The sequence below is a fragment of the Bacillus cereus group sp. RP32 genome (assembly GCF_040459735.1).
In the GTDB taxonomy this organism is placed as follows: domain Bacteria; phylum Bacillota; class Bacilli; order Bacillales; family Bacillaceae_G; genus Bacillus_A; species Bacillus_A wiedmannii.
Genome location: NZ_JARVHO010000001.1, coordinates 3,040,283 through 3,062,448, shown reverse-complemented (window position 1 = coordinate 3,062,448; position 22,166 = coordinate 3,040,283). Strand labels below are relative to the sequence as shown.

The window sequence follows — 22,166 nt, the reverse complement described above, 5'->3', positions numbered from 1 at the left end:
TGGGGAAAAAGCAGCTTGTACTTAGTATTAACGGAAGATTGGATTTTATTCGAGGGAATGAAAATTTGAATTACTTATAAATTCCTAATAACTAAAAGAGCAGCTAGCAAAAGCTAACTGCTCATTCTTAAAGAAGATCTAACTGGTTACAGTACATTAAAGATGGGTTATCTATAGTATGGACGGAATATTGAGTTTTATTCAGGGGAGGCAGAGGAAATGGAATGTAAACATAAATGGGTGAGAATGGAAGATGGAACAAACGATAAGTTCTGTGTGAAATGTAGTCAAAAGGCGAAGCAGATGCAAATTGCATTACCTATAAGTATCCCTGTAGGTATTGATATGTCTTTGCCGGTAGCAAGGGAAACAATGACTATAAACTCATATGGCAGGTTACAAGAAGTTTATAAGGACGAGTGGATGAAGGAATTTAATAAGACAAGATGTTTTGGAATTAATACTTTAAGAAACTCAACAAAATAATCCTTTGAAAGAAAGGAGTGTCCAAGACTGTGAAACCAGTAAAAACGAAGTGTGAAGCATGTGAGCACGTGTTTCGCGTTCACATGCTCACAGCACGATTATCGAACCGTGTGGACAAGCACTACTTCATTTGTCCGAGCTGTAAAACGGAATTTGTAAGTTATTATTCGAACCGTGAAATGAGACAGCTGCAGAAAGAAATTTCGAAATTATACAACGGTTTCCGTAAATGCTATACGAAGGAACAGGCAAAAGTGATTCAGGCGAAAATCGATAAAAAAGATTTAGAGTTTAAGTGGTTACGAGATAAATTGCGAACGGAGATTGAAAATAATTTACCAAACTAAAGGGGGGACAACGTTATATGAATATACCTAAACAATTGATGATTGGTAGAGTTCCGTACGATGTGGAAGTCGTAAAAGGTTGGATTGACGAAAGAGAAAACGGTGAAGTGAGAATTGCTGAAGTAACGTATCACGAACAACATATCAAGATTTCGGATAACGTAACAAAGCATGAAGGGAAAATGAAAAACGTACTTCATGAAGCAATTCACGCGATGCTGTATGAATATGGATTCGACCGTTTAAATAAAGAGGCTAATGTCAATGCGTTAACTACAGTATTTTTTGACTTTATTGAAAATAACTTCCGTGGCGGTATCTCCAGCTTTGTAGGTCATGAATACTTAGTACTTACGTCTCCTGCAAAGCAAGTAGAAAAAGAGGAGCAACATGGTTTTTCATTTATCAATACAGCAGCTGAACTTGTAGAAACAATTAATCAACATGAGCCAAAAGTAGATGTTTCAGCATTAGGAACTGCAATGGCACAAGCAGAGGTTCATAAAACTATTGATTTACAAGCAGTTACGCCTGAGCAAATTCGTGATGTTGTTAAAGATACCGTGAAAAATCGAAGTCGTAAACTACCAATCGTAGACGTAAATCGTGGCTCGTTCCCTATGGAAGACGTGGTTAAGATTACTAAGCAAAAAGATAGACCTTGTACACCGGATCCAGTGAAAGAAAAAGAAGAAACAGATCCAACTCATTGGAAAACAGGTATTAAGTATGACGATGAGGGTAAACCAAGATATCGTACACGCTATGAGTGCTGCATGTGTGGGAATCGCGGGAATCAATATGAATACAAAGAGAACAAATTCACAAAATGCCATAAATGTAACGCAAAACTTAAGATAGAACATGCAACTAAAAAAGGATTCCCTGAACGTGATTCATTCGGTAATTTTTACGTAGCTAATGACGAATACAGCGTTATTTTGGAAGGAGAATGAATATGAAGAATGTACCTACGAAAGTTATCAGTGAAGAGCTGGAAACACGTGAAGGTGTTACAAAAGTACAAGTAAGCCCTCATGAGAAAATTGAAGTAGCTGGTGTTACGGTTGAGGGTCCAGCAGTGATTCTGATTAATAAAGATTAGGGGTGATTGGATGGAACTTATATACGAATATCCGATTTGGACAACTTGGTTTATCTGTGTAATATTTTTCGGTTTAGCGAATGTGATAGAAACAATTAAGAAGTAAGGAAAAGGAGCTGGGGAAATGAGGGCTATATTGAAAACGATTGATGGATCGGAACACCGCATAGAGGAAGCTGATTTTATTCTGGAGGGTTATAACAAAATATCGGGAGCGTTGTTTGCAGAAGGAAACACGATAGACATTACTGATGACGAAAGACGTATTAAAGGAATTGTAAATATGAATTATGTTACGGCTATTAAGTTTGAATATTGATAAAAGAAAAGGAGCTGAAGAGACATGAAATCAACAGGTATCATTCGTAACATCGATCCACTCGGACGAATTGTAGTTCCAATGGAATTACGCCGCACATTAGGTATTCAGGAAAAGGATCCAATGGAGATTTTCGTAGATGGTGAATCTATTATTCTACAAAAATATAATGTTAACGGTTCTTGCCAAATTACAGGTGAAGTTTCTGACCAAAATATCGAATTAGCTGGCGGGAAACTTGTACTGAGTCCTGAGGGAATCGACCAAGTTTTAGCGGAAATCGAATCATATTTGAAGGGGCGATAAGATGAGTAATTCAGGTGGCCAATATTCAAATATCGAATTGGAAATGATTTTGGACAATTTTGTTAAGGCGTTACCGATGCAGATACGAATGCAGCGTGAAATGTCTAAATTACTTAAAGCGCGTTTTGATGCACTTGTTTCTGAAGGGTTTACGGAACAACAAGCGCTGGAAATCGTAAAATCACGTGGTGTAGAGTGAAAGGTTCAGAGGCGATCTTACGGGCAATGCACCAGGTAGGAGGAGAAATCCCGGCTACGCAGTTTGATACGTGGCTGGGACAACTCTCTCAGTTAGGACTACTGGAGCAAGTCACGAAAGATGATAAGCATGTTTATTATTACCGGCTTACGGAGAACGCAAGACAGTTTTTAGCAAAGAAGGATGTCAAGTGACTATATTAATCAGTATTAGTAGTTTATACCCCAACTTTCGTCATTTGGGGCAAGTGGGTACTACTTATTGAAGAGTAGACAAGAAATGTTTAAAAGCATGACGCATTTCTTCGACATTTGCAAATCGTTCCTCAATTTTAATAGAAGTTCCTGTTTTAATAAAAGTTCGAAACTCATCATTTGAAAAAGAGTCCATTTTTGTCTTACCTGTAATTATGAAATATATCAGCCTGGTTAATGCATAAGTTTCGTGCCTAATTTCATAATTTGCGAACCCAGTTACGCCGAGATATGGATCATTAAAAATACCCTTTATTTCAGTATTTAGGTTAGTTAGATAGCTTTCTTCTAATTTTACTAGTCCAAAATCTGAAACTTTAATAATTTCTGTACCATCGTAAATTTTTATTAGTATATTTGTAGGGCTTATATCCCTATGTAATACTTTTTTACTATGAATGTATGTAAAGGCTTTAAAAATTTGCTGAATTAAGTTTATTCTTTTTGAAATATCTAAATTATTATTATTTCGTTTGATATAAGAATATAATGATTCGTTAACGTATTCCATTATGTATTGCCGATTTTTTTCATCAAATTTAAATACTTCAAGGACGTATGGTGACTTTAATTTTTTCATTTCTTTAAACTCAGTACGAAAGCGATTATACTCAGCATCTGTAAGATCTTTATGTGCCTTCTTAACAGCAAAAAAACGATTGTAAAAGGAATCTTTATATTTATGAACGGTTGCATAAGAACCTTCTCCTATTGCTTTCATTGAGAAATTATTCTGCTCTGTAGGCGTCTCTTTTGTAACAACATTTACTAATTCAAATAACGGATGTGTTTCAATAATATTTATTTTTTCGAAATCATTAGGTATTTTACTACCTCTGTATGCCTGTAAAAATTCACTACATTTAATTAAGGTAGATTTATATTTTTTATGAATTCCGAATGCATATTTTGAATTTTCTAGGTTTTTTTGAAAAACTATTAATTCGTCTATCAGATCAATTAAATCTTTACTGTCTTCTGCAGGAAAATAACTGGACTCGATTCTGTTATTTAGAGTTTTAAAGGCTGAATTAATTTGAAAATGATATGCTGAAAAAATAAGTTTTAAAGGCAAAGAGGCGTCTTCATAAAAATCTAAGTATCTTTCAATTTGAACATCTGTAAGACGCCAGCGCTCGACCAAATCGTCGCAAGCATTTTCTAAGTATATTAGTATTCCATCTTTTACCGAAACCATTGTTTACCTCCATATGTAAAATTATGTGTTTTATTTAAAATACTATCAAATAAAGTGGACAATTGCGATTGAAATTATAAAAGTATCTTGAAAGATTCACAGCTGATTACATGAAAATAAAAATATATAAAAGAAAAGTTTTTAGGAGGGGGTCTAATACACTACAGTACTTAAAAAAGAAAAAGAAAATAAAAAAGAACCCCCCCTTAAAAAAATATACCTTATATATATAATATAAATATAAAACTAATAATTATATATTATATATATAGTATTATTTATTAATAGTTATATAGTATGTAATACTATTAATGATTTAAGGTTTTTGTTTTAGGGGTTTGATTTTCTGAGTCAGGAGGTTCGGAGATGACCAGAATTGATGGCTATGTTTCAAAGAAGACAATACGACTATGGCTGGAGAATTATGAATCACTGGCTGTAGGTGACCGCTTCCCTGATGCGCCGCCTAGCTTTACGGGTCCTGGTACGCAAGACGGGCAAAGCGATGGCCGACTGAATAAGATTGTGCTGGATCAAGCGATTAAACAATTACCCAAAAATATGAAATATATAGTGCTTGCTCGGTATGTGTATAAGATTCCTAGGAAGAATACATTACGGACTATGAATATCACTGCAAAATTATATTACTCACGCTGTAGACAAGCCGTGGATTTATTGCACATGAGTATTAACGGCGATATGGCTGGTATGAGAAGTTTAATAAAAAATTTGTACGAGGCTTGACAAGGTGGGGGCATAGTAGGTACAATTTATGTTAGGATGGTGAAATTGTGTCCTACTCAAACATTAAATAATACGCATAGCCATGAGGCCTGTCATAGGGTATCATGGCTATTTTTATGCCCGTTGGATTCGGCTAACTGTAGGGTATATAGTAGGTAGAAACTAAGGCAACTACTATAGTGGTTATCTAACTATCGGCAACACGATAGGTGTTTTTATCAGCCGAGCTCGCTGGGAGGAGAAGGCCTTTGAAACTCAGGGGGTCGTAACCATTCATATCGGTTTCATAACTTAAAGGTTTTGACACTTTGTTATGGGTGTGATAGTATCAAGGTATCAAGTGGTGTCATAACTTAGTGTCATTAGTTAGGACCGAAATGGAGCTGATATGAATGAAGTACGGATATGCGAGGGTAAGTACGATTCACCAGGACTTAGAGGCACAGATTCAAACACTGGAGAAGGAAAGCTGTAGTATAATTTATTCAGAGAAGTTCACTGGGACAAAAGCTGATCGTCCTAAGTTTAAGGAACTACTTTCGATATTAGAGTCAGGTGACACACTGGTAGTTACAAAGCTGGATCGCTTTGCTCGTTCGACAGTTGATGCTATACAGACAGTAAGAGAGCTGTTTGAAAAAGGTGTGAAGGTACATGTATTGAACATGGGACTGATAGAGGATACGCCGACAGGTCGCTTAGTATTCAATGTCATGAGTGCGTTCGCAGAGTTTGAACGTGACATGATTGTTGAGCGGACACAAGAAGGTAAAGCAATTGCTAAGCAGCGTGAAGACTTTAGGGAAGGTAGACCAAATAAGTACAGTAAGAAACAAATTGAACATGCACTAGGCTTATTAGCTAATAAGCATTCATATAAGCAAGTAGAAGAAATGACTGGTATAAGTAAAAGTACATTAATACGAGCCAAAAAGAAAAAAGAGTCGGAAGAATTAAAATGTACCCTATAGAATAGACACTGAAAAAAAGTCTATTCTATAGGGTATTTCTTGTATAATGAGAGAAAATTGGGATCGGAGAAAGTTCAAAATGACAAAAAAGCTATTTACGGAAAGAGACATTCAAATTCTATCAAATAACCCCTACATAAAATCTGTAAGTCAGAAAGGTATCACTTATACAGATGAATTTAAGCGTATTTTTATTGAGGAAAATGAGAAAGGAAAACTACCTCGAAATATTTTTGAAGAATGTGGTTTTGATATAGATATAATTGGAATGAAACGAATTATGTCATCAGGAAGTAGATGGCGTGCTGCTTACAGAAAAAATGGTGTATTTGGTTTGCGAGATACACGCACCGAAAACGCGGGAAGAACTCTTGAGAGAGAGCTTACGTTAGAAGAGAAGTATGCTCGTTTAGAAGCCGAACGGAACTTACTAAAGGCAGAAAATGAATTGTTAAAAAAGATCAAACTTATGGAAGGGAGGATGAGAAGGAAATAACGTTATCACCTAGTCAGAAATATATCCTGATTCGTTCTGTTATCATAAAATATAACTTAAGAAATATGGTGAGTTATTTGTGTAAAGTAGCTGGTGTATCCCGTTCGGGATACTATAATTATTTTTCCATTTCATCTCAAGAACAACGGAAACAAAAGAACAATCAAGATGAAATCGTGAAAGAAATCATATTAAAAGCACTTCGATTTAGAAATCGAAAGAAAGGGGCTCGTCAAATAAAAATGACATTGGTGGGTCATTTTCAAGTTGTCTACAATTTAAAGCGTATCCGTAGAATCATGAAAAAATATGAGATTGTCTGTCCGATTCGGAAAGCAAATCCTTATAAAAGAATGCTGAAAGCTTCAAAAGAACATCGAGTAGTGCCGAATCAATTAAATCGAGAATTTAAACAAAATATCCCAGGAAAAACGCTTCTTACAGATATCACTTATTTAATTTACGGTAAGAATAAAAGAGCTTATTTATCTACAATTTTAGATGGCTCAACCAATGAAATTTTAGCTTACCATGTTTCAGAACAGATGACATTAGACCTCGTAACAACAACTCTTCATAAACTAAAACGGAATAAGAGGATTCCATTGACTGAAGGCGCATATATTCATTCAGATCAAGGAGCCCACTACACAAGCCCTACCTACCAAAAATTAGTCAAAAAGCTAAAGCTCGGACAATCTATGTCAAGAAGAGGGAACTGTTGGGATAACGCTCCACAAGAATCATTTTTTGGTCATCTGAAAGATGAAGCACATATAAAACCTTGCGAGTCTTTTACTGAGTTGAAACAAGAGATTAAGAAATATATGACGTACTATAATCACTATAGATATCAATGGAATTTAAAAAAGATGACTCCTGTTGGATACAGAAATCATCTTCTTGATGTTGCCTAACTTTTTTCAAAATGTCCTTTACAAAGGGTACAGATTAAATAATTCCGGCTTTTTATTTTTGGAGAAAAAAAGAACCCCCCCGGGGGAGGCGCTTTTTGATCCAAGGCTGGCGGGTGCCCGTAACGTACCGCCAGAATTTTTAAACTCGGGGGGAGATGTTTGAAAGTTTTTGTACTTTATAACAAGTTTTAATTAAGGTAAGTAAAAGTAAACAAATAAAATATTAGTTCTGCAACCTGTCTATATAAGGTTTGTAAAAAATAGGGCTATTTAAATCATTTGGATAGAATTCCTTAGTCTGGGATTTATACTCTTCATATTCGAAAACCTTAAAATCACCACGGTTTTTTGTATAAATAAAAATCCTAAAGGGAAGAGCCCATACTTTGGAAAGAACAATATGATATCTATAGTTCAAAGCGTGATCAAGGTCTTTTTCAAATTGTTGTGTATATGAAACAAAACTTTTATTACTTTTGAGTCGGTTAACAATTATAAAATCTAAATTATCCGTAGGCCACCATTCCAGTCCATAGTCTGCTGATACTTGAGATATTAATTGTCCTGGATTTAATTCGAATACATGGAAAGATCTAGTGAAATCATCATAATGTATGTCCACTTTAATTTCAGTTCCTTTATTATTATATATCGTTGGAGAATCGTATTGTAAAGTACTCACCATAGACACATCCTTTTTTAAAATAGCATTAATTAAAATCTTTATAAAACAATTTTACAATATAAATTATATTATTCAATAAAAAATTTCAAGGCAATCGATACTAAATCGGTCGCCTTTTTCTATTTCACGAAGAAAGGGGAGCGAAAGAATGGCTAAGTTAGACGAATTAAAGCAGAAACTCACGGCAAAACAAATTCAAGCGGCGTATTTACTTGTGGAAAACGAGTTGATGGAATCGAACAACGAGGAAAAAAGGACGCAAGATGAAATGGCGAACGAGTTAGGCATAAACCGTACCACGCTTTGGGAGTGGCGAACTAAGAATCAGGATTTTATTGCATTCAAGAGTGAAGTGGCTGACAGTTTCCTTGCAGAGAAACGTGAGCAGGTGTACAGCAAGTTAATGCAGTTAATTTTAGGACCACAACCAAGTGTAAAAGCTATGCAGTTGTACATGCAGCGATTCGGTTTACTGACTGATAAGAAAGTAATTGAGGGTGATCTAGGAAATGCGACTCGTACAAATGCTGAAATCGAAGAACAGCTTGAAAAATTAAAAAAATTGACAGGCGAGTAAAAGGAGGACGGGCTACATGGCATATATAGACGGTAAATGGCTAGCCCGTCAAGAACGTCAGGAGCGTATTAATCTTGTAGCAGAAAGAGCAAAGAAATTACAAGAGTTGTACGAAACTGGCGAGGCTACAGAATATTACATGGATACACTACTTGCTGACATCGATGAGCTAGAAAAGTTAAAAAGGGTGCACCGTGGGGAACATGACATGCTGTATTTCATGTATGAGTATTTCTCCGAAGAAGGTAATCCAGGTAATCCGGATAACTTAATCCCTGCTGGAGTAACGATGGATGACGCGGCTGAATTTCACCAAACGTTATGCGGGCTTTTAGATGACATTACAACAGGTAGGGAGAAGAAGAAAAAAGTAGCCTGGAGTGTAGGACGTGGACACGCGAAAACCGCTTATCTGAGTAACGGTTATTTGTGTCATCAAGTCGTGTATCGATTAAAGCAGTACATTGTTTTGATTTCTGAAACATCTGATGTAGCCGGTGATTTTATATCTTGGGCACGTGATCAGTTAAAGTACAACGAGAAGTTACGTGAAGATTTCGGTATTTTGCTTCATGAACAAAAGAGCCGAAATGAAGTAGATAACGATAAAGAATTCGTAACTTTAACGAACACGAAAGTCGAAGCAAAAGGTATCGGGACTCAGGTACGTGGACTACGCCACGGATCAAAAAGGGTTCAGCTCTACATTTTGGATGATTTGGAGAGTAAAGAAAATACCGCGACAGTTGATTTAATCGCAAAAAATAAGCGCTGGTTCAAGGAAGAATTGCTACCAGGTTTGAGCCGTCAAGAAGGTGCTTGTATTTATATGGGTACCATCGTTTGTTATGACAGTTTATTGCATCACGTGATTAAAAACCGTCGTGATTTCGTATCAAGATCGTTCCCAGCAATTCTAAAATGGTCAGAGCGCGAAGATTTATGGCAAGAATGGCGTGAAATTCGTCAAATAGATGATGCAGACTCGGCAGATCGCGCTCGTGAATTTTATGAGCAGAACAAAGAAGAAATGCTTCGGGGCACAAAAACGTTATGGCCATCACATTTCCCTTACATCGATTTGATGGAAATTAGGGAAGATGACGGAACAAAAGCGTTTAACCAAGAGTACCTATGTAATCCGACTGATGAAGAAAGGCAGATATTTAAACCTAAATATTTCACGTACTGCACTGAAAGTGATTTAAAAGATAAAAAACTTTTGTATTACGGGGCAGTCGATTTCGCAATGGGGAAAGAAAAAGGTGACTATAGCGTAGTAGTTACACTTGCAAAAAACGTGGAAACAGGTACTTGTTACGTTATTGATATTTTTATGGAGCGTGTGCATCCAAATACGTTATTAGAAAAGGCTGTAGAATACACGCTGGAATATCAATATGAATCAATCGCAGTAGAGGCACAACAAGCGCAGGAGTGGTTTGCTGAGAAGGTTGCTGAAGCATTGCAAAAGAAAGGGTATCCTTCATCGACTCGCTTAAAACAAATTAAGCAACGTACACGAAAAGCACTCCGTATTGAGTCATTATTACCGGATATACAGAGTGGTAAATTACGTTTTATGAAACATTTACGTGCTTTATTGGAGCAATTTGAAATGTATCCGATGCATCCATATGATGATGGTCCGGATGCGGTTCAAATGGCTTTTTCTATTGCATATAAACGTGCAAGACGTAAAGCGGGAACTACAGGAAATTCGAGATATTGAGAAGGGAGGGGCTTGAATGAGAGTACAAGGAGATCGTAATTTTATGAATCCGGTGGAAATTGTAATGCCAGTTCGTACCGCGCTCGGTGATTCTGAGTGGACACGTATTATGGACGAGGTTCGTTTGTATGAACGATATGAAGGAGACTTAAACGTATGGTCTGATTACAAGAAACCGGACAATCTCGACTATGATCCTACAAAAATACAACTTGATTATCCTCAAAAAATCGTAAATATGATTGCAGCTTGGCAATTTGAAAAAGAACCGAAAGTAACAGTTCCTCCTGATGTGATAGATGATCCAGCGCTTATGATTCAATCAGGCTACGAACCTAGTGAGGAGCAGCGGGTAGAAAACAGTAGAGCGAAAGCAAAAGAGCGGTTATTGACATGGGTTTGGGACGACAACCGAATGCATGAGAAGTTACTTGCAGCGGCAAAGGATCGTGCCATTTCAAAAACTGGTGTGTATGCCCGTCTTCACTACGATAAACGACGTGGTGAATTTAAGGTTATTTGGCATCCATCGACGGAAGTTATTGCGAAGTATAGCGAATGGGATATAGATCAGTTGGAAGAGGTTCATTTTATCGCATGGCTCGATGAAGAGCAAACGAAAATGTGGAAGTTATCGTATTACTTAGTTTGGCATGAAGAGACTGGTGAGTACGACTGCGAAATTGAAGAGGCTGTATACAACGGTGATTTAGAACAACAAGAAGAACGGGTTAAACGTTCATCTATGGGAATTGACTTTATTCCTGTAGTACCAGTACCGACTGAAAAACTAAGTAAACGTACTACGGGTTATAGTGAACTTGAAAAAACAATAAAGTTGTCTGAGGAAATTGATAAAAAAATGTCTGATTACTCGGATGCATTACGTTTTGAAATGTTTGCTATTACCTTGCTGACGAACGTAGATGAGGATCCGAAGAATCCACTACAAGTTGCACCAGGTGCGAAATGGGATTTAGGCGATGGCGCTGAAGAAACTGGTGAACCAAGCGCTAAAAAGTTGGAAAGTGGATTCCGATTTAAAGAAACCATTGAAGCATATTTGGACCGTTTGCAAAAACGTCTACATGAAAAAGCAGAAGTACCAATGGTGAATACGGCTGATATGAATACAGGCGGTATAAATGATATGGCCGTACAGCTTTTATTCAGTAATATCATTTCAAAAACACAACGCTCATGGGTTATATGGCAATCACGCCTCCAAACCTTAAATGAGTATATTTTGCGTTATATGAAAGCAAGACAAGATGATCCAAAATTCAAATACGATAAAACGCTGTTAGCAAAAGTAGATAACTATTATGCTAGCAAGATTATTTTCGGTTTACCGTTGCCACAAGATCAAAAAGCGCTCATTGAACAGCTAGGGGATGAAATTTCTAATGAAATCGAGTCAATTAAAGGCGCAATTACGAGAAGTGGTAAAGAAAATGCAGAGCAAAAGTTCATGGAAATCATGCAAGAACGGATGTTGAAGCGACAATCTCAGGATCCTTATAACGAAAAGTAACACTTGCCTTACGAAATGGCGCTATAAACTTTCGGAAATTATAGCCGACAGGCTCAAAATGGAGGATTTGCAAATGGAATACGTAAAACAAGCCGCATCATTAAAGTATTTTGTAGAAAAAGTACAAAAAACACCTAAGTTCCCACTACGATTAGACCTTCAGTTTTTTTCTGATGGTGGTTCTGGAGATGATCCAAACAAAAAGCCTGGAGATACCGATGACCCGCCGAAAACTTTTACGCAAGAGGAGTTAGATGAAATCGTTAAGAAACGCTTAGAACGTGAGCGTAACAAGTCAGCGGAACAATACGGTGACTACGATGACGTTAAAGCGAAGTTAGAAGCGTACGAAAAAGCTGAAGAAGAGCGTAAAAAGCAAGAAATGACGGAAATTGAACGATTGCAGGCGGAAAAAGAAGAAGCTGATAAAAAGGCATTAGAAGCTTCCGAAGCAGCACAAAAAGCACAGGAAAAAGCAAATACTCGTATTTTGAATACTGAAATTAAGAGTATTGCACGTGCTTTAGATGCGAATGATCCAGGGGATGTATTGGCACTTTTAGATAAGTCGTCCATTAAACTCGATGAGGACGGGAATTATCAGGGAGTTGAAGAGGCTGTTAATGCACTAAAAGAAAGTAAACCTTGGATGTTTAAGAAAGTTGTGGGGGCAGATGCAGCTGGTGGCGCGAATCCGGGAACAAATCCGAGAGCGAATGAAATTCTTGCTTTAGAAAAAGAGCTGGAAGAAGCGAAAGCAAAAGCATTAAAAGATTCAAAGTTTGCGGGAGAAGTAACACGTATTTATAACAAGTTACTAGAAGCAAAAGCAAAGAAATAGTAGGTCGTTGACAAAAAAGTCAGCGGTTTTTTTAATTTAAAAAATTTGAGGGGGCTACAAATATGCCAGTACCAACTACGTACGAATTTCAACAACAAGTGAGACAAATGCAAGCAAATGTAGATTTAATTTTAACGAAAGCACCGGTTCTTTTCGGATTAATTGGGGTAGGAGACGGGTTAACACAAACGAAATTTGAATGGCAAAATGATTACTTAAACTCAGATACGGGTATTGTGAAAACTGCAGCAGCTGTTGGTGCTACAGACCTGGTTTTAGAAAAAGGTGAAGCTCGTAAATTTACTGAAAATGCACTTGTACAAAACGGTTTAGAAGTGCTACGTGTAGTAAGCATTGATGAAAACGCGGATAAAATTACCGTTCAACGTGGCTACGACGGTACAACAGCTGAAGCAATTACAGCTGGTGGAGAACTGAAAGTTATTGCAAGACCGCGTCCGGAAGGTGAAGATGCGTTCCGTAAGAATGAAATTAACGACCGTCTGGTGTCACATAACTTCTCACAAATCTTTTCAAGATACGCATCTGTATCACGTACACAACAACAAGTAAACACATACGGCGTATCAAACGAATTAGATTACCAAGTAAACCTACGTTTACAAGAGATGATTCGTGAAGCGAACACGTCTTTAATTTACGGCCGTAGATATGCGGGCACTCCATCACAACCACGTACTACAGGTGGTTTATTTGCATTTGCGGGTATTGAAGGTTCACATAAGCAAGACTTTAAAGGGAACGAAATTGCGGCAAAACCTTTAAATGATGCTGTAGAACAAGTATTTACTCGAGGTGGTTCGGCAAATACGATTCTATGTGGACCAAATATCGCACGACAAATTACAAAGCTTGGTGGCGATACAATTCGTACTACACGCCAAGATACTGCGGCAGGTTACCAAATCTTATCGTTTGTATCTGATTTACCAGGTGGGGCGATTTCTAATGTGGTAGTTGACTTAAATATGCCTAAAGATCGTGCATTACTTCTTGATACAGAAAAAGTTAAGGCTCGTTATTTAACTCCGATTTATGATCAAGATGCTACACAACCAGGCGGAGATTACTTCTCTCGTGTCATTCGTGGAGAATTTGGTTATGAAATTAAAAATGCAAAAGAATCTATCGCTGTTCTTGAAAATATTTCTAAAACAATGGCATAGAGAGGAGATAAAATAGGCTTTTTAAGAGGTTGTTCGACGTAACCATGAAAAGTCCATGTTCATAGTCTAAATTATCTTGTAAAAAAGGAGTGATTTGTTTGACAAATTACTATGACTATGGATATGGGTATAACCAATATATGTATCCGTACCAAAATCCTTATGAAAACCCTAGACCTCAAGGAACACACCATTTCCATACTCAAGATGATATACAATCCCATCTTAATGCTGGTAGAAAAGGGCATTGTTTTAAAGGATTTTGGGGAGGAAGAGAACATACTTTTCTTTTGATAGGTTTAAGAGTTGATGGAACGGTTGAAATCATTGAAAATGGTCAACCAGGTACTGTTCATCGCGTTGATATACAGGGATTATCGTATCAAGGTATTCAATGTCCAGCTCCACAACCACCACCAGGAGGCGGTAGCAGTGGCGGTGGAACTTGGCCGCCTCCTGGTGGTGGAGGATCTTGGCCACCTCATTGTCATTGGGTTCAAACTCCTTGGGGGTGGCAAAAGGTTTGTCATTAAGAGAGAGCAGCTAAATAGCTGCTTTTTTTATTTTTGAAAGGAGTTTTAATATGCCTATTTCTGAAAATCAGGTACAACGGTTAAACAAATCGATGCCAATTGCGAATGACGTTAAATTAGGTACAGTTATTAAAGAACTACAAGAAAAAACAGCTCAAATACCTAAAAAGGCGGATAAACAGGCAGATAGTACTGCAAGTGACGTGGCGGGTGTTGTGAAAGACTTAAATGCATTGATTGCGAAGTTAAAAGCTGCAGGAATCATGAGCTCTTAATAAATTTACAGTGACGGAGGTGACGCCAAATGAAGGTGTCGGAAAGGCTGGAGAGTCGGTTAGCAAAAGTTCCAAAAGTAACTCCGGAAGACATCGGAAATTGGCTAGCTGAAGCCGAAGCTGAGTCAGAGTTAACCGAAGAAGTAAATGCAAATGCTGTCTTTTATCTTGCACTATCATTTGCTTATGAATCGATCGCAGCAGACGCAGCACGTTATTTTTCTTATACAGATGGTGAGGAGTCGGTTGATAAATCGATGATCTTTGCAAACTATAAGAAATTATCAGCAGATGCGCTTAAAAAGTACAGGAAATATAGACGGGGCAAAGGTACTCATCAAACATTTGCTAAGCGAGCAGACGGGAGATGATTACATGAGCGATTCTCAACAAGAAATGGATGCCGCACTTGATGCCATTTCTGAAGAGTTTAAGGAAGAGCACGAAAAACAAGTTTCTGATACTGTTAAGGCCATTGTCTTAATACGTTTGTTTTTGGTTGATTTACTGAATGATTATCAAAAGGACGGAATTGTGAAGCGTGGTAGGTTAAATGCGTTATTACGGGACCTGACTTTATACGAAAATGAATTTCGTAAACAAGCGGAGCAGTCATTCCATAGATTAATTGAAAACACGTCGAAATGGACCACATCAAAATTATCAGAAGCAGGTTTAGACGTGAAATCTATAACCGCAGTAAATAAGAAAATTATTCAAGAAGTATTAAAAAGACCTGGAGAAGACGGTTTAATTCTTTCGGATCGTGTATGGAATTTATCTGGGGATTTGAGGGATCGGTTGAGTAGCGTAATTCGTCCCGCCATATTAAAAGGTGAAAGTATCAATATGATTTCTCAAAAGATTAAAGAAGTACATGACAATGAGAAATGGAAAATTGAGCGCGTGGCTATTTCCGAGAGTAATAATACGTACCGAGCAGCTACTATACAAAATGGATTAGAAAGTGAAATTGTGGCAGGCTATCAAATTTTAGATAATGGCCATCGTCACCGATACCATTCAAAGCACATGTGTTACAAGCTGGCGAGACGTGATGCGTATGGTTTAGGTGCTGGAAAGTACCCGAAAAACATTCCGGAAACCCTTATGAATCAATTAGTAAGCCCACATCCACAATGTTCTTCTCGACTGACTTATTTAATAAGCGAGGAGGTGTAGCATTTGCTTACCGAAGATGATATTAAAGAGATTCGCGAAAATCGTGAAATGATTGAGCAAGGACGTAAGGAACCGGTGATTTTACACATTAAAGGGATTTCTGAAAAAGATCCAATTACAGGTGAAGAAATACAAGGTGAATCACGAAAAGAAACTGTTCAATTAGTTTGGAAGAAATTCACTTCAGTAGAAAAGACGAAGTTCGTTGGTCTTGATGTTAAAAAGGGAGAGGCGCTTGTTACATTTCCCTTTAATATAGACTTGGAGAATATTGAAAAAGTTGAACGGCGAGGGGTTTTTTACGTTATCGAACTTATCGATGAAAGAGGGCTTGGTGGCGTGAATCGTAGAGAGGTAATTGTAAAGAGGGTGATTTGATGAAGGTTAGAGTTGTGGTTAAAGGACAAGCTGCTGTGTTAAAAGCGCATAATCCCAATAGGTACAAAAAACCAATTGAACAAATCGTAGAAAAACATACACGCCTACAGGCTAACCAAGCTTCTAATCGTGCTCCGATATTATTTGGTCCTTTATCTCAAAGTATCCCTGCAAGTGTGAAGATGATAGTAGGTGCGAAAATTATTGGAACATATGGATCTCCTCTTATTTACGCGGCAGTACAAGAATTTACGCACAAAACCAAAAAAGGTTTTATGCGTAAAACAGCTTTTGAAGGTGAGAAACCGTTTGTAGATGATGTAAACAAAACTGTTCAACGTGTAGCGAAGGGGCATTAGTTATGTTAAACGATGTAATGTACTCACTTAAAAAAGCACTGGACTTGTTTGCGCCTACTACATGGATTTATGATGGTGTTTCTGTATCGGGAAACACTAAACCTTTCATTACCATTGAGGACTTGTCAGGAACAATTAACAGGTATTCAAAAGAGAATTTCTCACGTAATCATCTGATTCAAGTTGGTGTATATGCAGATAAAGTTTTTGATAGGAACGATTTGCAAGATAGAATAATTGACCGATTCGAAAAGGGTTCAATTGACTTGTATGACACAAGCAAAAAGAATCCGGAACGAAACGGTTTTTTTAATGCAGAAGTAAAGAATTTTGAACCGTTATCTCAAAAAGATGTTGAGGTTTTAACGGCGAAACATTTGAGTTTTATAACTATAACAATCAGAAACTAAGAGGGGGAGTAAGAATGGCAGATGTAGCGAAAAGTAATGCACCGGAGTTTAAAGGTGCGGAAACACTGTATTTAATTGATATCCCACAAGCTGACGGAAAAACTACAAAAACGGTTCGATTTTATAACCAAACATCGGGTTCCCGATCAATCGAAGCTGGAGAAATTGAGTTGAAAACAAAGGATAAAAGCGGATCGGATTACGGAGATGTAACACAATCCGCAAGTATTGAAGGTATTTGTACAGAAGGTGACGAGGGTCTTGATTATGTAGAAGAGGCCATTATTAATAAAATTCTAGTAAGAATTCATGAAGTTAACCTACGTAGTGCGACGGCTTCTTCATATAAAGTTAAATCAGGAACATACATGTTGAATAGCTTAGAGCTATCTCATGAAAATGAGGAGTACTCAAAGTATTCTATCGGTTTAAAATTAAACGGAAAAATTTCTAAAGGCACAATTAGTACAGTACCTAACGGTGCACCAACTGGTGATGTAGCTACACCTTCTACGCCTGAAACAAAGTGAGCAATCTAGCTCGCTTTTTTATTTTGAATAAAAACTTGGAGGGATTTAATAATGGCTGAAAAATCATATACACGTTTTGTAGTTAATGGAGAAGAATTTGAACTGAAATTTTGTTTAGAAGCAATTAGATTGCTAGATGAAAATGGTGGACCGATGCAGTTTGTTTCTCAAACGATGCAAGGAGGAATTACAAACTTCGTTGATGTGATTTACTATGCGTTAATTCATACTGCAAAAGGTATTACGTATGATGCGGTACAAAAAGAGATTGAAAAATTATTTAATGATCAAAAGCTAGATCTTGATGAAATTCTAAAATACAACAAAGCGGTTGTGCTAAATAGTTTTTTCTTCCAGAAGACAGTGAAGAAACTTCTAGCGACGATGACAGCGGAACAGCAGAAGTCGTTCGAGAACCTGTACGCATAAATATCGATGAATTGCAAGGTGAGTGCTTTCGTTTTTTTAATATGACCACCTTGCAATCTTGGCGTATCAGTCTCAAAGAATATCACATTATGCTCAACGGATATAAAGAACAATTATTGGATAAGTACGAGTTTGCAAGTGTACAAGCTTTGTTTAATCGAAATGCACAAAGCGACAAAATCAAATCATTAGCAGATATATATACACGTCCAGAAAGTGCTCGTGATATTGAAAAACAAGCAAAAGAGCGACAAGAAGTGGTTGAAAAAATTCAAAGAAATGAATCGTTCTTTGATCAAATAGAGTCGATGATTAAGAGTCAAATAAAAGAAGAGGAAGGGTAGGTGAGGTGAATGAGTCAAAACAAGGTAGAAACTCAGGTGATTGCAGATATTTCAAACTTAATAAGTAACCTTGGACAAGCAACGCAGGCTTGGAACACATTTTTTAAGCATATTAGTAAACCACCTCCAACACCCCAAACACCACCGCCACCAGCACCTCCACCATTACCGCCAGCGCCACCAGCACCACCGCCACCAGATTACTCGGGATGGCGGGCTAGATTTCAAGAAGTAGGTAACCAAGCAATTGAAATGGGCCGACGTGTACAGCAAACAGGACAAACAATGCAAAATGCATTCGGTCCTGCGGCTGCAGCGTCGGCTTTTGCTTTAGGGAGTATGATTCAAAAATCACGTGAATTTGAATCGCAAACCCGTAAAGCAGCTGTTTTAACTGCAGGTGATTACGGTCAAGTAAAGAAAGCGATTCTTGATATGGCAAAAGACTCTGTGTATTCAACAGGTCAGGTAGCAGCAGCTTTTGCTGAAATGGGTGCGAAAGGTTTCGATTCGGCTCAAGCAACCGCTGCATTACCTGGTGTGTTGAGTGCGGCTGCAGCGTCAGGTGAAGACCTGGGAATGGTTGCCGATACGATTACGTCAGCTTTAAATTCTTTTGGTATGGAAGCAAGTCAAAGTACACATGTTGCTGACGTGTTAGCGACCGCCGCAAATGCAACCGCTGCTGGTGTAGGAGATATGCAATACGCATTTAAATATGCAGCAGGACCTGCAGCACAGTTAGGGATTTCAATGGAAGAGCTTGCGGCATCTGTAGGTATTATGTCTAACGCTGGTATCAAGGGAGAAACTGCTGGTACAGCGCTTCGTGCATCGATGCTACGTTTAGTTAAGCCACCAAAAGCAGCAGCAAATGAATTAAAACGACTCGGCGTATCTATTACGGATCAACAAGGGAATATGAAGCCACTTTCTCAAATTATTGGTGAGTTAAAAACAGGAATGGAAGGTATGACAAATGCACAAAAAGGTGCGGCGTTAGCGACGATATTTGGTACAGAAGCTGTATCAGGTATGATGGCACTTGTATCCGCAGGACCTGAAAAGATTGACGCGTTAACACAATCCTTAGTGAATTCAGATGGCGCGTCAAAAAAAGCTGCAGATTCAATGCTTGAAGGATGGGCTGGAGCATTAACGAAGATGGAAGCATCTTTAGATGTTGCGGCACGTGCATTTACCGATGCGTTAGCTCCTGCATTAATGGTGGTAGCTGGAGTAGTAGAAAAACTGGCAAACGCATTTACAAAATTACCAGCTCCTGTGCAGACTATGATCGCTTCCGTAGTAGCATTTACTACGGCTTTTTTAGTTGTAGCTACGGTTGCGGGGATTGTTATTAACGCGATTGGTGGAGCGATTATCACTCTCGGTCAACTTATGCTATGGATGTCGGGAACATCAAAAGCAGCGGTAATGCTACGGTCAGCTTTTACAGCATTAAGAGCAGGATTCGCGTTATTGTTAGGGCCAGTAGGTGCGGTTATTGCGATTCTATCTTTAGTAGGGGTAGCGCTAGTTCAACTTTATAAGCATAACGAGACTTTCCGAAATGCCGTGAATAGTGCTTGGGAATCAATAAAAAGTGGGACAGTGTCAGCTATCGAGTCTATGAAATCGGCACTAGATTCTTTAGGAACGTACCTTGGAACGGTACCTGCAAAATTTTCGGCGATGGGTAGTGCTATAGGTACAGCCTTTGACGTAGCAATTGCTGTTATACAGTCAAAATTCATGTTAATTGGTCAAAGTATAAATGGAGCTTTTTCTTCCACGATTTCTGGCTTAAGTTCGGCCTTTTCTGGGATAGGTTCTTCTATTTCACCAGTGATTGAATTTATAAAAATGTCATTTTCTTCTATCGGAAATACAATAGCAACCTTAACACCGCTGATTGTACGATTAGGATTAACATTTTTAGGGGTTTCAGGACCTGTCGGTTGGGTAATAGCAATTGTAGCATCATTGGGGGCCACAATTTTTAAATTAATAAACACAAACGATCAAGTAAAATCAGCATTTATGTCAGCATGGCAATCGATACAACAGATTTTTTCTACTGTGATTTCGGCCATTTTACCGGTTGTTCAGTCAATGGCGCAGGGGATTATGCAAGCTTTTGCTCCTCTAGCACCAGAGTTTCAAAAAACAGGTCAAGTTATAGCGGAAAGTTTTGCTACATTAGGCCCCGCGTTTGCGGAGCTAGGTGCAGCCTTTGGTGAACTTGGTGCTACAATTGCAAGTCTTTTTGGTGAAATTGTACAAAGTGTAGTACCGTTAGCAGCTGAATTATTTACTGAGTTTGGTCAGGTCATACAACAAGTCATGTCTATGGTTACGGAGCTTATCCGTATGTTTGCTGCTACAACTATAGAAATTATGCCGTTGATCAGTGAAGGGCTACAATTTTTATCTCAAATGTTTACAGCTTTTGCGACTACAGTTTTACCGATATTCCTTCAGGCTTTTCAAACTGCATTCCCTATTATCTTACAGGTAATTCAGGCGGCGTTTAGCATAGCAGGAATGCTGATTCAAGGATTTGGCGAGGTTCTATCAATCATAGCGACAACAGTGATTCCGGTGATTCTTCAAGCAGTACAAGCGGTCTTCCCGGTAATAGCTGGGATTATTGCCGCGGCGATTTCCATTGCGATTCCAATAATTCAATTATTAGGCCAGGTAATCTCAATCATAGCGACTACGGTTATTCCTTTGATTTTACAAATTGTCCAGGCGGTTTTCCCGGTTATAGTTTCGATAATTCAGGCGGCTATTCCCGTAGCTACTGCGATTCTTGAAGGACTAGCCACAATAATAAAAGGCGTAGTGATCCCGGCGATTCAATTTATTTTGTCGATTGTCCAAGCAGTTTTCCCGGCAATTATGGGCATAATCACCTCTGTGATTGGGATAATCACCAACATAATAAAGCTTTTCACTTCGGTTTTAAAAGGAGATTGGAGTGGAGCGTGGAACGCGGTGAAGGGCATTACATCGAGCGTGATGTCATTAATCGGAAATATTATCCAGGGAGCGATAAACTTAATTTCTGCGGTCGTGACTGGTGGACTGAATCTAGTGAAATCGGTTTTCTCTAGTGTTCTTTCAGCTATAGGTTCTCTAGTGAGTTCAATTTTTTCCGGTATAGGTTCGGTCATTTCATCAACGATGTCCGCAGCGGGTAGTATTATTTCTTCAATGTGGAATGCAGCAAGGTCAGCAACATCGAGTATCCTAAGTTCTATCTATAACACAGTGACGCAAATTTTCAATAATGTGAAGTCATTCTTAAGTGGCATTGATTTAGGAAGCATAGGACGAAATATGATGCAAGGGCTTTTAAATGGGATAAGCTCTATGGCTGGAGCAATTTGGAATAAAATTACGGACATTGGAAATGGGATTAAAGACAAAATTTCTGGTCTGTTATCGATTCACTCACCGAGTCGTTGGTTCAGGGATTTCATTGGTGTCAATATGATGAAAGGCTGGATAAACGGTATTGATGCAATGAAGGGTGCGGTACAAAGAACTACAGAACAAATGACTGAGTGGATGAAGCCAGAGGCTATGCAAGTGGAGACGGTATACGGAATGCCAAGGGGGTTAGGTGCTTACCAGACAGCTAGACCACAAGTAAGTGTAGGTAATAATGATACTAGAACTACTACAAATCCAGCAAATAAAGAAAGACAACCAGCGTATATCAATATACAGCTAGGGAAACAAGAATTTAATAGATTTGTAGAAGATGTATCAAATGAGCAAGAGGCAATTAAAAAACGAAAAAGCGCGTTTTAA

The 22,166-nt window shown here is 38.1% G+C and carries 28 protein-coding genes; 26 read left to right on the top strand and 2 right to left on the bottom strand.

The window, feature by feature from the left end; translation table 11 throughout:
- Positions 1 to 219: 219 nt before the first annotated feature.
- The 7 genes from QCI46_RS15725 (at position 220) to QCI46_RS15695 (ending at position 2,762) form a co-directional block, all read left to right on the top strand.
- On the top strand, positions 220 to 486 hold the full coding sequence (locus QCI46_RS15725; RefSeq protein WP_353840815.1) for a hypothetical protein: 267 nt from the start codon (positions 220 to 222) through the stop codon (positions 484 to 486).
- 29 nt (positions 487 to 515) lie between these two features.
- Positions 516 to 833, top strand: a complete 318-nt coding sequence (locus QCI46_RS15720) for a transglycosylase (RefSeq protein ID WP_353840814.1) — start codon at positions 516 to 518, stop codon at positions 831 to 833.
- Between the two features lie 17 nt (positions 834 to 850).
- Positions 851 to 1,789 (top strand): hypothetical protein, encoded by a 939-nt coding sequence (locus tag QCI46_RS15715; protein WP_353840813.1) that lies wholly within the window; start codon positions 851 to 853, stop codon positions 1,787 to 1,789.
- Positions 1,786 to 1,938 carry a BC1881 family protein gene (locus tag QCI46_RS15710; protein ID WP_353840812.1) on the top strand — a complete coding sequence of 51 codons (153 nt, stop codon included), beginning with the start codon at positions 1,786 to 1,788 and terminating at the stop codon, positions 1,936 to 1,938. Before QCI46_RS15715 ends, QCI46_RS15710 begins: the two co-directional genes overlap by 4 nt.
- A 124-nt stretch (positions 1,939 to 2,062) precedes the next feature.
- Positions 2,063 to 2,257, top strand: a complete 195-nt coding sequence (locus QCI46_RS15705; protein ID WP_353840811.1) for a hypothetical protein — start codon at positions 2,063 to 2,065, stop codon at positions 2,255 to 2,257.
- A 24-nt stretch (positions 2,258 to 2,281) separates the two neighbouring features.
- Positions 2,282 to 2,563 (top strand): AbrB/MazE/SpoVT family DNA-binding domain-containing protein, encoded by a 282-nt coding sequence (locus tag QCI46_RS15700; RefSeq protein WP_353840810.1) that lies wholly within the window; start codon positions 2,282 to 2,284, stop codon positions 2,561 to 2,563.
- 1 nt (position 2,564) lies between these two features.
- Positions 2,565 to 2,762 (top strand): hypothetical protein, encoded by a 198-nt coding sequence (locus tag QCI46_RS15695; protein WP_029438266.1) that lies wholly within the window; start codon positions 2,565 to 2,567, stop codon positions 2,760 to 2,762.
- A 258-nt stretch (positions 2,763 to 3,020) separates the two neighbouring features.
- Here QCI46_RS15695 and QCI46_RS15690 read toward each other — a convergent pair whose 3' ends face one another.
- Positions 3,021 to 4,214 (bottom strand): protein kinase family protein, encoded by a 1,194-nt coding sequence (locus QCI46_RS15690; RefSeq protein WP_353840809.1) that lies wholly within the window; start codon positions 4,212 to 4,214, stop codon positions 3,021 to 3,023.
- Positions 4,215 to 4,580: 366 nt separating this feature from the next.
- On the opposite strand from QCI46_RS15690, the gene QCI46_RS15685 reads away from it, so the two are divergent.
- The 3 genes from QCI46_RS15685 (at position 4,581) to QCI46_RS15675 (ending at position 7,345) form a co-directional block, all read left to right on the top strand.
- A complete protein-coding gene (locus tag QCI46_RS15685; RefSeq protein ID WP_353840808.1) occupies positions 4,581 to 4,961 on the top strand; it encodes a hypothetical protein in 381 nt (126 codons plus the stop codon).
- A gap of 392 nt (positions 4,962 to 5,353) precedes the next feature.
- A complete protein-coding gene (locus QCI46_RS15680; RefSeq protein ID WP_353840807.1) occupies positions 5,354 to 5,932 on the top strand; it encodes a recombinase family protein in 579 nt (192 codons plus the stop codon).
- A 79-nt stretch (positions 5,933 to 6,011) separates the two neighbouring features.
- A protein-coding gene (locus tag QCI46_RS15675; RefSeq protein ID WP_353839582.1) for an IS3 family transposase occupies positions 6,012 to 7,345 on the top strand; the annotation gives its coding sequence in 2 pieces (ribosomal slippage) (positions 6,012 to 6,399 and positions 6,399 to 7,345; 1,335 coding nt in all).
- A gap of 223 nt (positions 7,346 to 7,568) precedes the next feature.
- Here QCI46_RS15675 and QCI46_RS15670 read toward each other — a convergent pair.
- Entirely contained in the window at positions 7,569 to 8,030 is a 462-nt protein-coding gene (locus QCI46_RS15670) for a hypothetical protein (protein ID WP_353840806.1), read from the bottom strand.
- Positions 8,031 to 8,178: 148 nt separating this feature from the next.
- Here QCI46_RS15670 and QCI46_RS15665 point away from each other — a divergent pair, with 148 nt between their 5' ends.
- The 16 genes from QCI46_RS15665 (at position 8,179) to QCI46_RS15590 (ending at position 22,166) form a co-directional block, all read left to right on the top strand.
- Positions 8,179 to 8,607 (top strand): phBC6A51 family helix-turn-helix protein, encoded by a 429-nt coding sequence (locus tag QCI46_RS15665; RefSeq protein ID WP_001086031.1) that lies wholly within the window; start codon positions 8,179 to 8,181, stop codon positions 8,605 to 8,607.
- Positions 8,608 to 8,623: 16 nt separating this feature from the next.
- Positions 8,624 to 10,339: a phage terminase large subunit gene (gene terL, locus QCI46_RS15660; protein WP_353840804.1), complete on the top strand. Its 1,716-nt coding sequence runs from the start codon at positions 8,624 to 8,626 to the stop codon at positions 10,337 to 10,339.
- Between the two features lie 16 nt (positions 10,340 to 10,355).
- Complete coding sequence (locus QCI46_RS15655; protein WP_353840803.1) at positions 10,356 to 11,873, top strand: phage portal protein; 1,518 nt, start codon at positions 10,356 to 10,358, stop codon at positions 11,871 to 11,873.
- A gap of 73 nt (positions 11,874 to 11,946) precedes the next feature.
- Positions 11,947 to 12,714: a phage scaffolding protein gene (locus QCI46_RS15650; RefSeq protein ID WP_353840802.1), complete on the top strand. Its 768-nt coding sequence runs from the start codon at positions 11,947 to 11,949 to the stop codon at positions 12,712 to 12,714.
- A gap of 62 nt (positions 12,715 to 12,776) precedes the next feature.
- Entirely contained in the window at positions 12,777 to 13,901 is a 1,125-nt protein-coding gene (locus QCI46_RS15645) for an SU10 major capsid protein (RefSeq protein ID WP_042512741.1), read from the top strand.
- A gap of 98 nt (positions 13,902 to 13,999) precedes the next feature.
- Entirely contained in the window at positions 14,000 to 14,434 is a 435-nt protein-coding gene (locus tag QCI46_RS15640; RefSeq protein WP_196471014.1) for a hypothetical protein, read from the top strand.
- A gap of 50 nt (positions 14,435 to 14,484) precedes the next feature.
- Entirely contained in the window at positions 14,485 to 14,709 is a 225-nt protein-coding gene (locus QCI46_RS15635) for a head fiber protein (protein WP_042512739.1), read from the top strand.
- A 29-nt stretch (positions 14,710 to 14,738) separates the two neighbouring features.
- Positions 14,739 to 15,080: a hypothetical protein gene (locus QCI46_RS15630; protein ID WP_042512738.1), complete on the top strand. Its 342-nt coding sequence runs from the start codon at positions 14,739 to 14,741 to the stop codon at positions 15,078 to 15,080.
- Between the two features lie 4 nt (positions 15,081 to 15,084).
- A complete protein-coding gene (locus tag QCI46_RS15625; RefSeq protein ID WP_353840801.1) occupies positions 15,085 to 15,891 on the top strand; it encodes a hypothetical protein in 807 nt (268 codons plus the stop codon).
- Positions 15,892 to 15,894: 3 nt separating this feature from the next.
- Positions 15,895 to 16,269: a hypothetical protein gene (locus QCI46_RS15620; RefSeq protein ID WP_088113004.1), complete on the top strand. Its 375-nt coding sequence runs from the start codon at positions 15,895 to 15,897 to the stop codon at positions 16,267 to 16,269.
- Positions 16,269 to 16,628, top strand: coding sequence for a hypothetical protein (locus QCI46_RS15615; RefSeq protein WP_088113005.1), 360 nt, complete (start codon positions 16,269 to 16,271; stop codon positions 16,626 to 16,628). Before QCI46_RS15620 ends, QCI46_RS15615 begins: the two co-directional genes overlap by 1 nt.
- Positions 16,629 to 16,630: 2 nt before the next feature.
- The gene (locus tag QCI46_RS15610; RefSeq protein WP_353840800.1) at positions 16,631 to 17,038 is read left to right on the top strand and encodes a hypothetical protein; all 408 of its coding nucleotides are present in this window, start codon (positions 16,631 to 16,633) and stop codon (positions 17,036 to 17,038) included.
- A gap of 14 nt (positions 17,039 to 17,052) precedes the next feature.
- Entirely contained in the window at positions 17,053 to 17,568 is a 516-nt protein-coding gene (locus QCI46_RS15605; RefSeq protein WP_262787371.1) for a phage major tail protein, TP901-1 family, read from the top strand.
- A 51-nt stretch (positions 17,569 to 17,619) separates the two neighbouring features.
- Complete coding sequence (locus tag QCI46_RS15600; protein ID WP_042512732.1) at positions 17,620 to 17,997, top strand: tail assembly chaperone; 378 nt, start codon at positions 17,620 to 17,622, stop codon at positions 17,995 to 17,997.
- Positions 17,998 to 18,086: 89 nt separating this feature from the next.
- Positions 18,087 to 18,341, top strand: coding sequence for a hypothetical protein (locus QCI46_RS15595; RefSeq protein WP_029438288.1), 255 nt, complete (start codon positions 18,087 to 18,089; stop codon positions 18,339 to 18,341).
- A gap of 36 nt (positions 18,342 to 18,377) precedes the next feature.
- On the top strand, positions 18,378 to 22,166 hold the full coding sequence (locus QCI46_RS15590) for a phage tail tape measure protein (protein ID WP_483299030.1): 3,789 nt from the start codon (positions 18,378 to 18,380) through the stop codon (positions 22,164 to 22,166).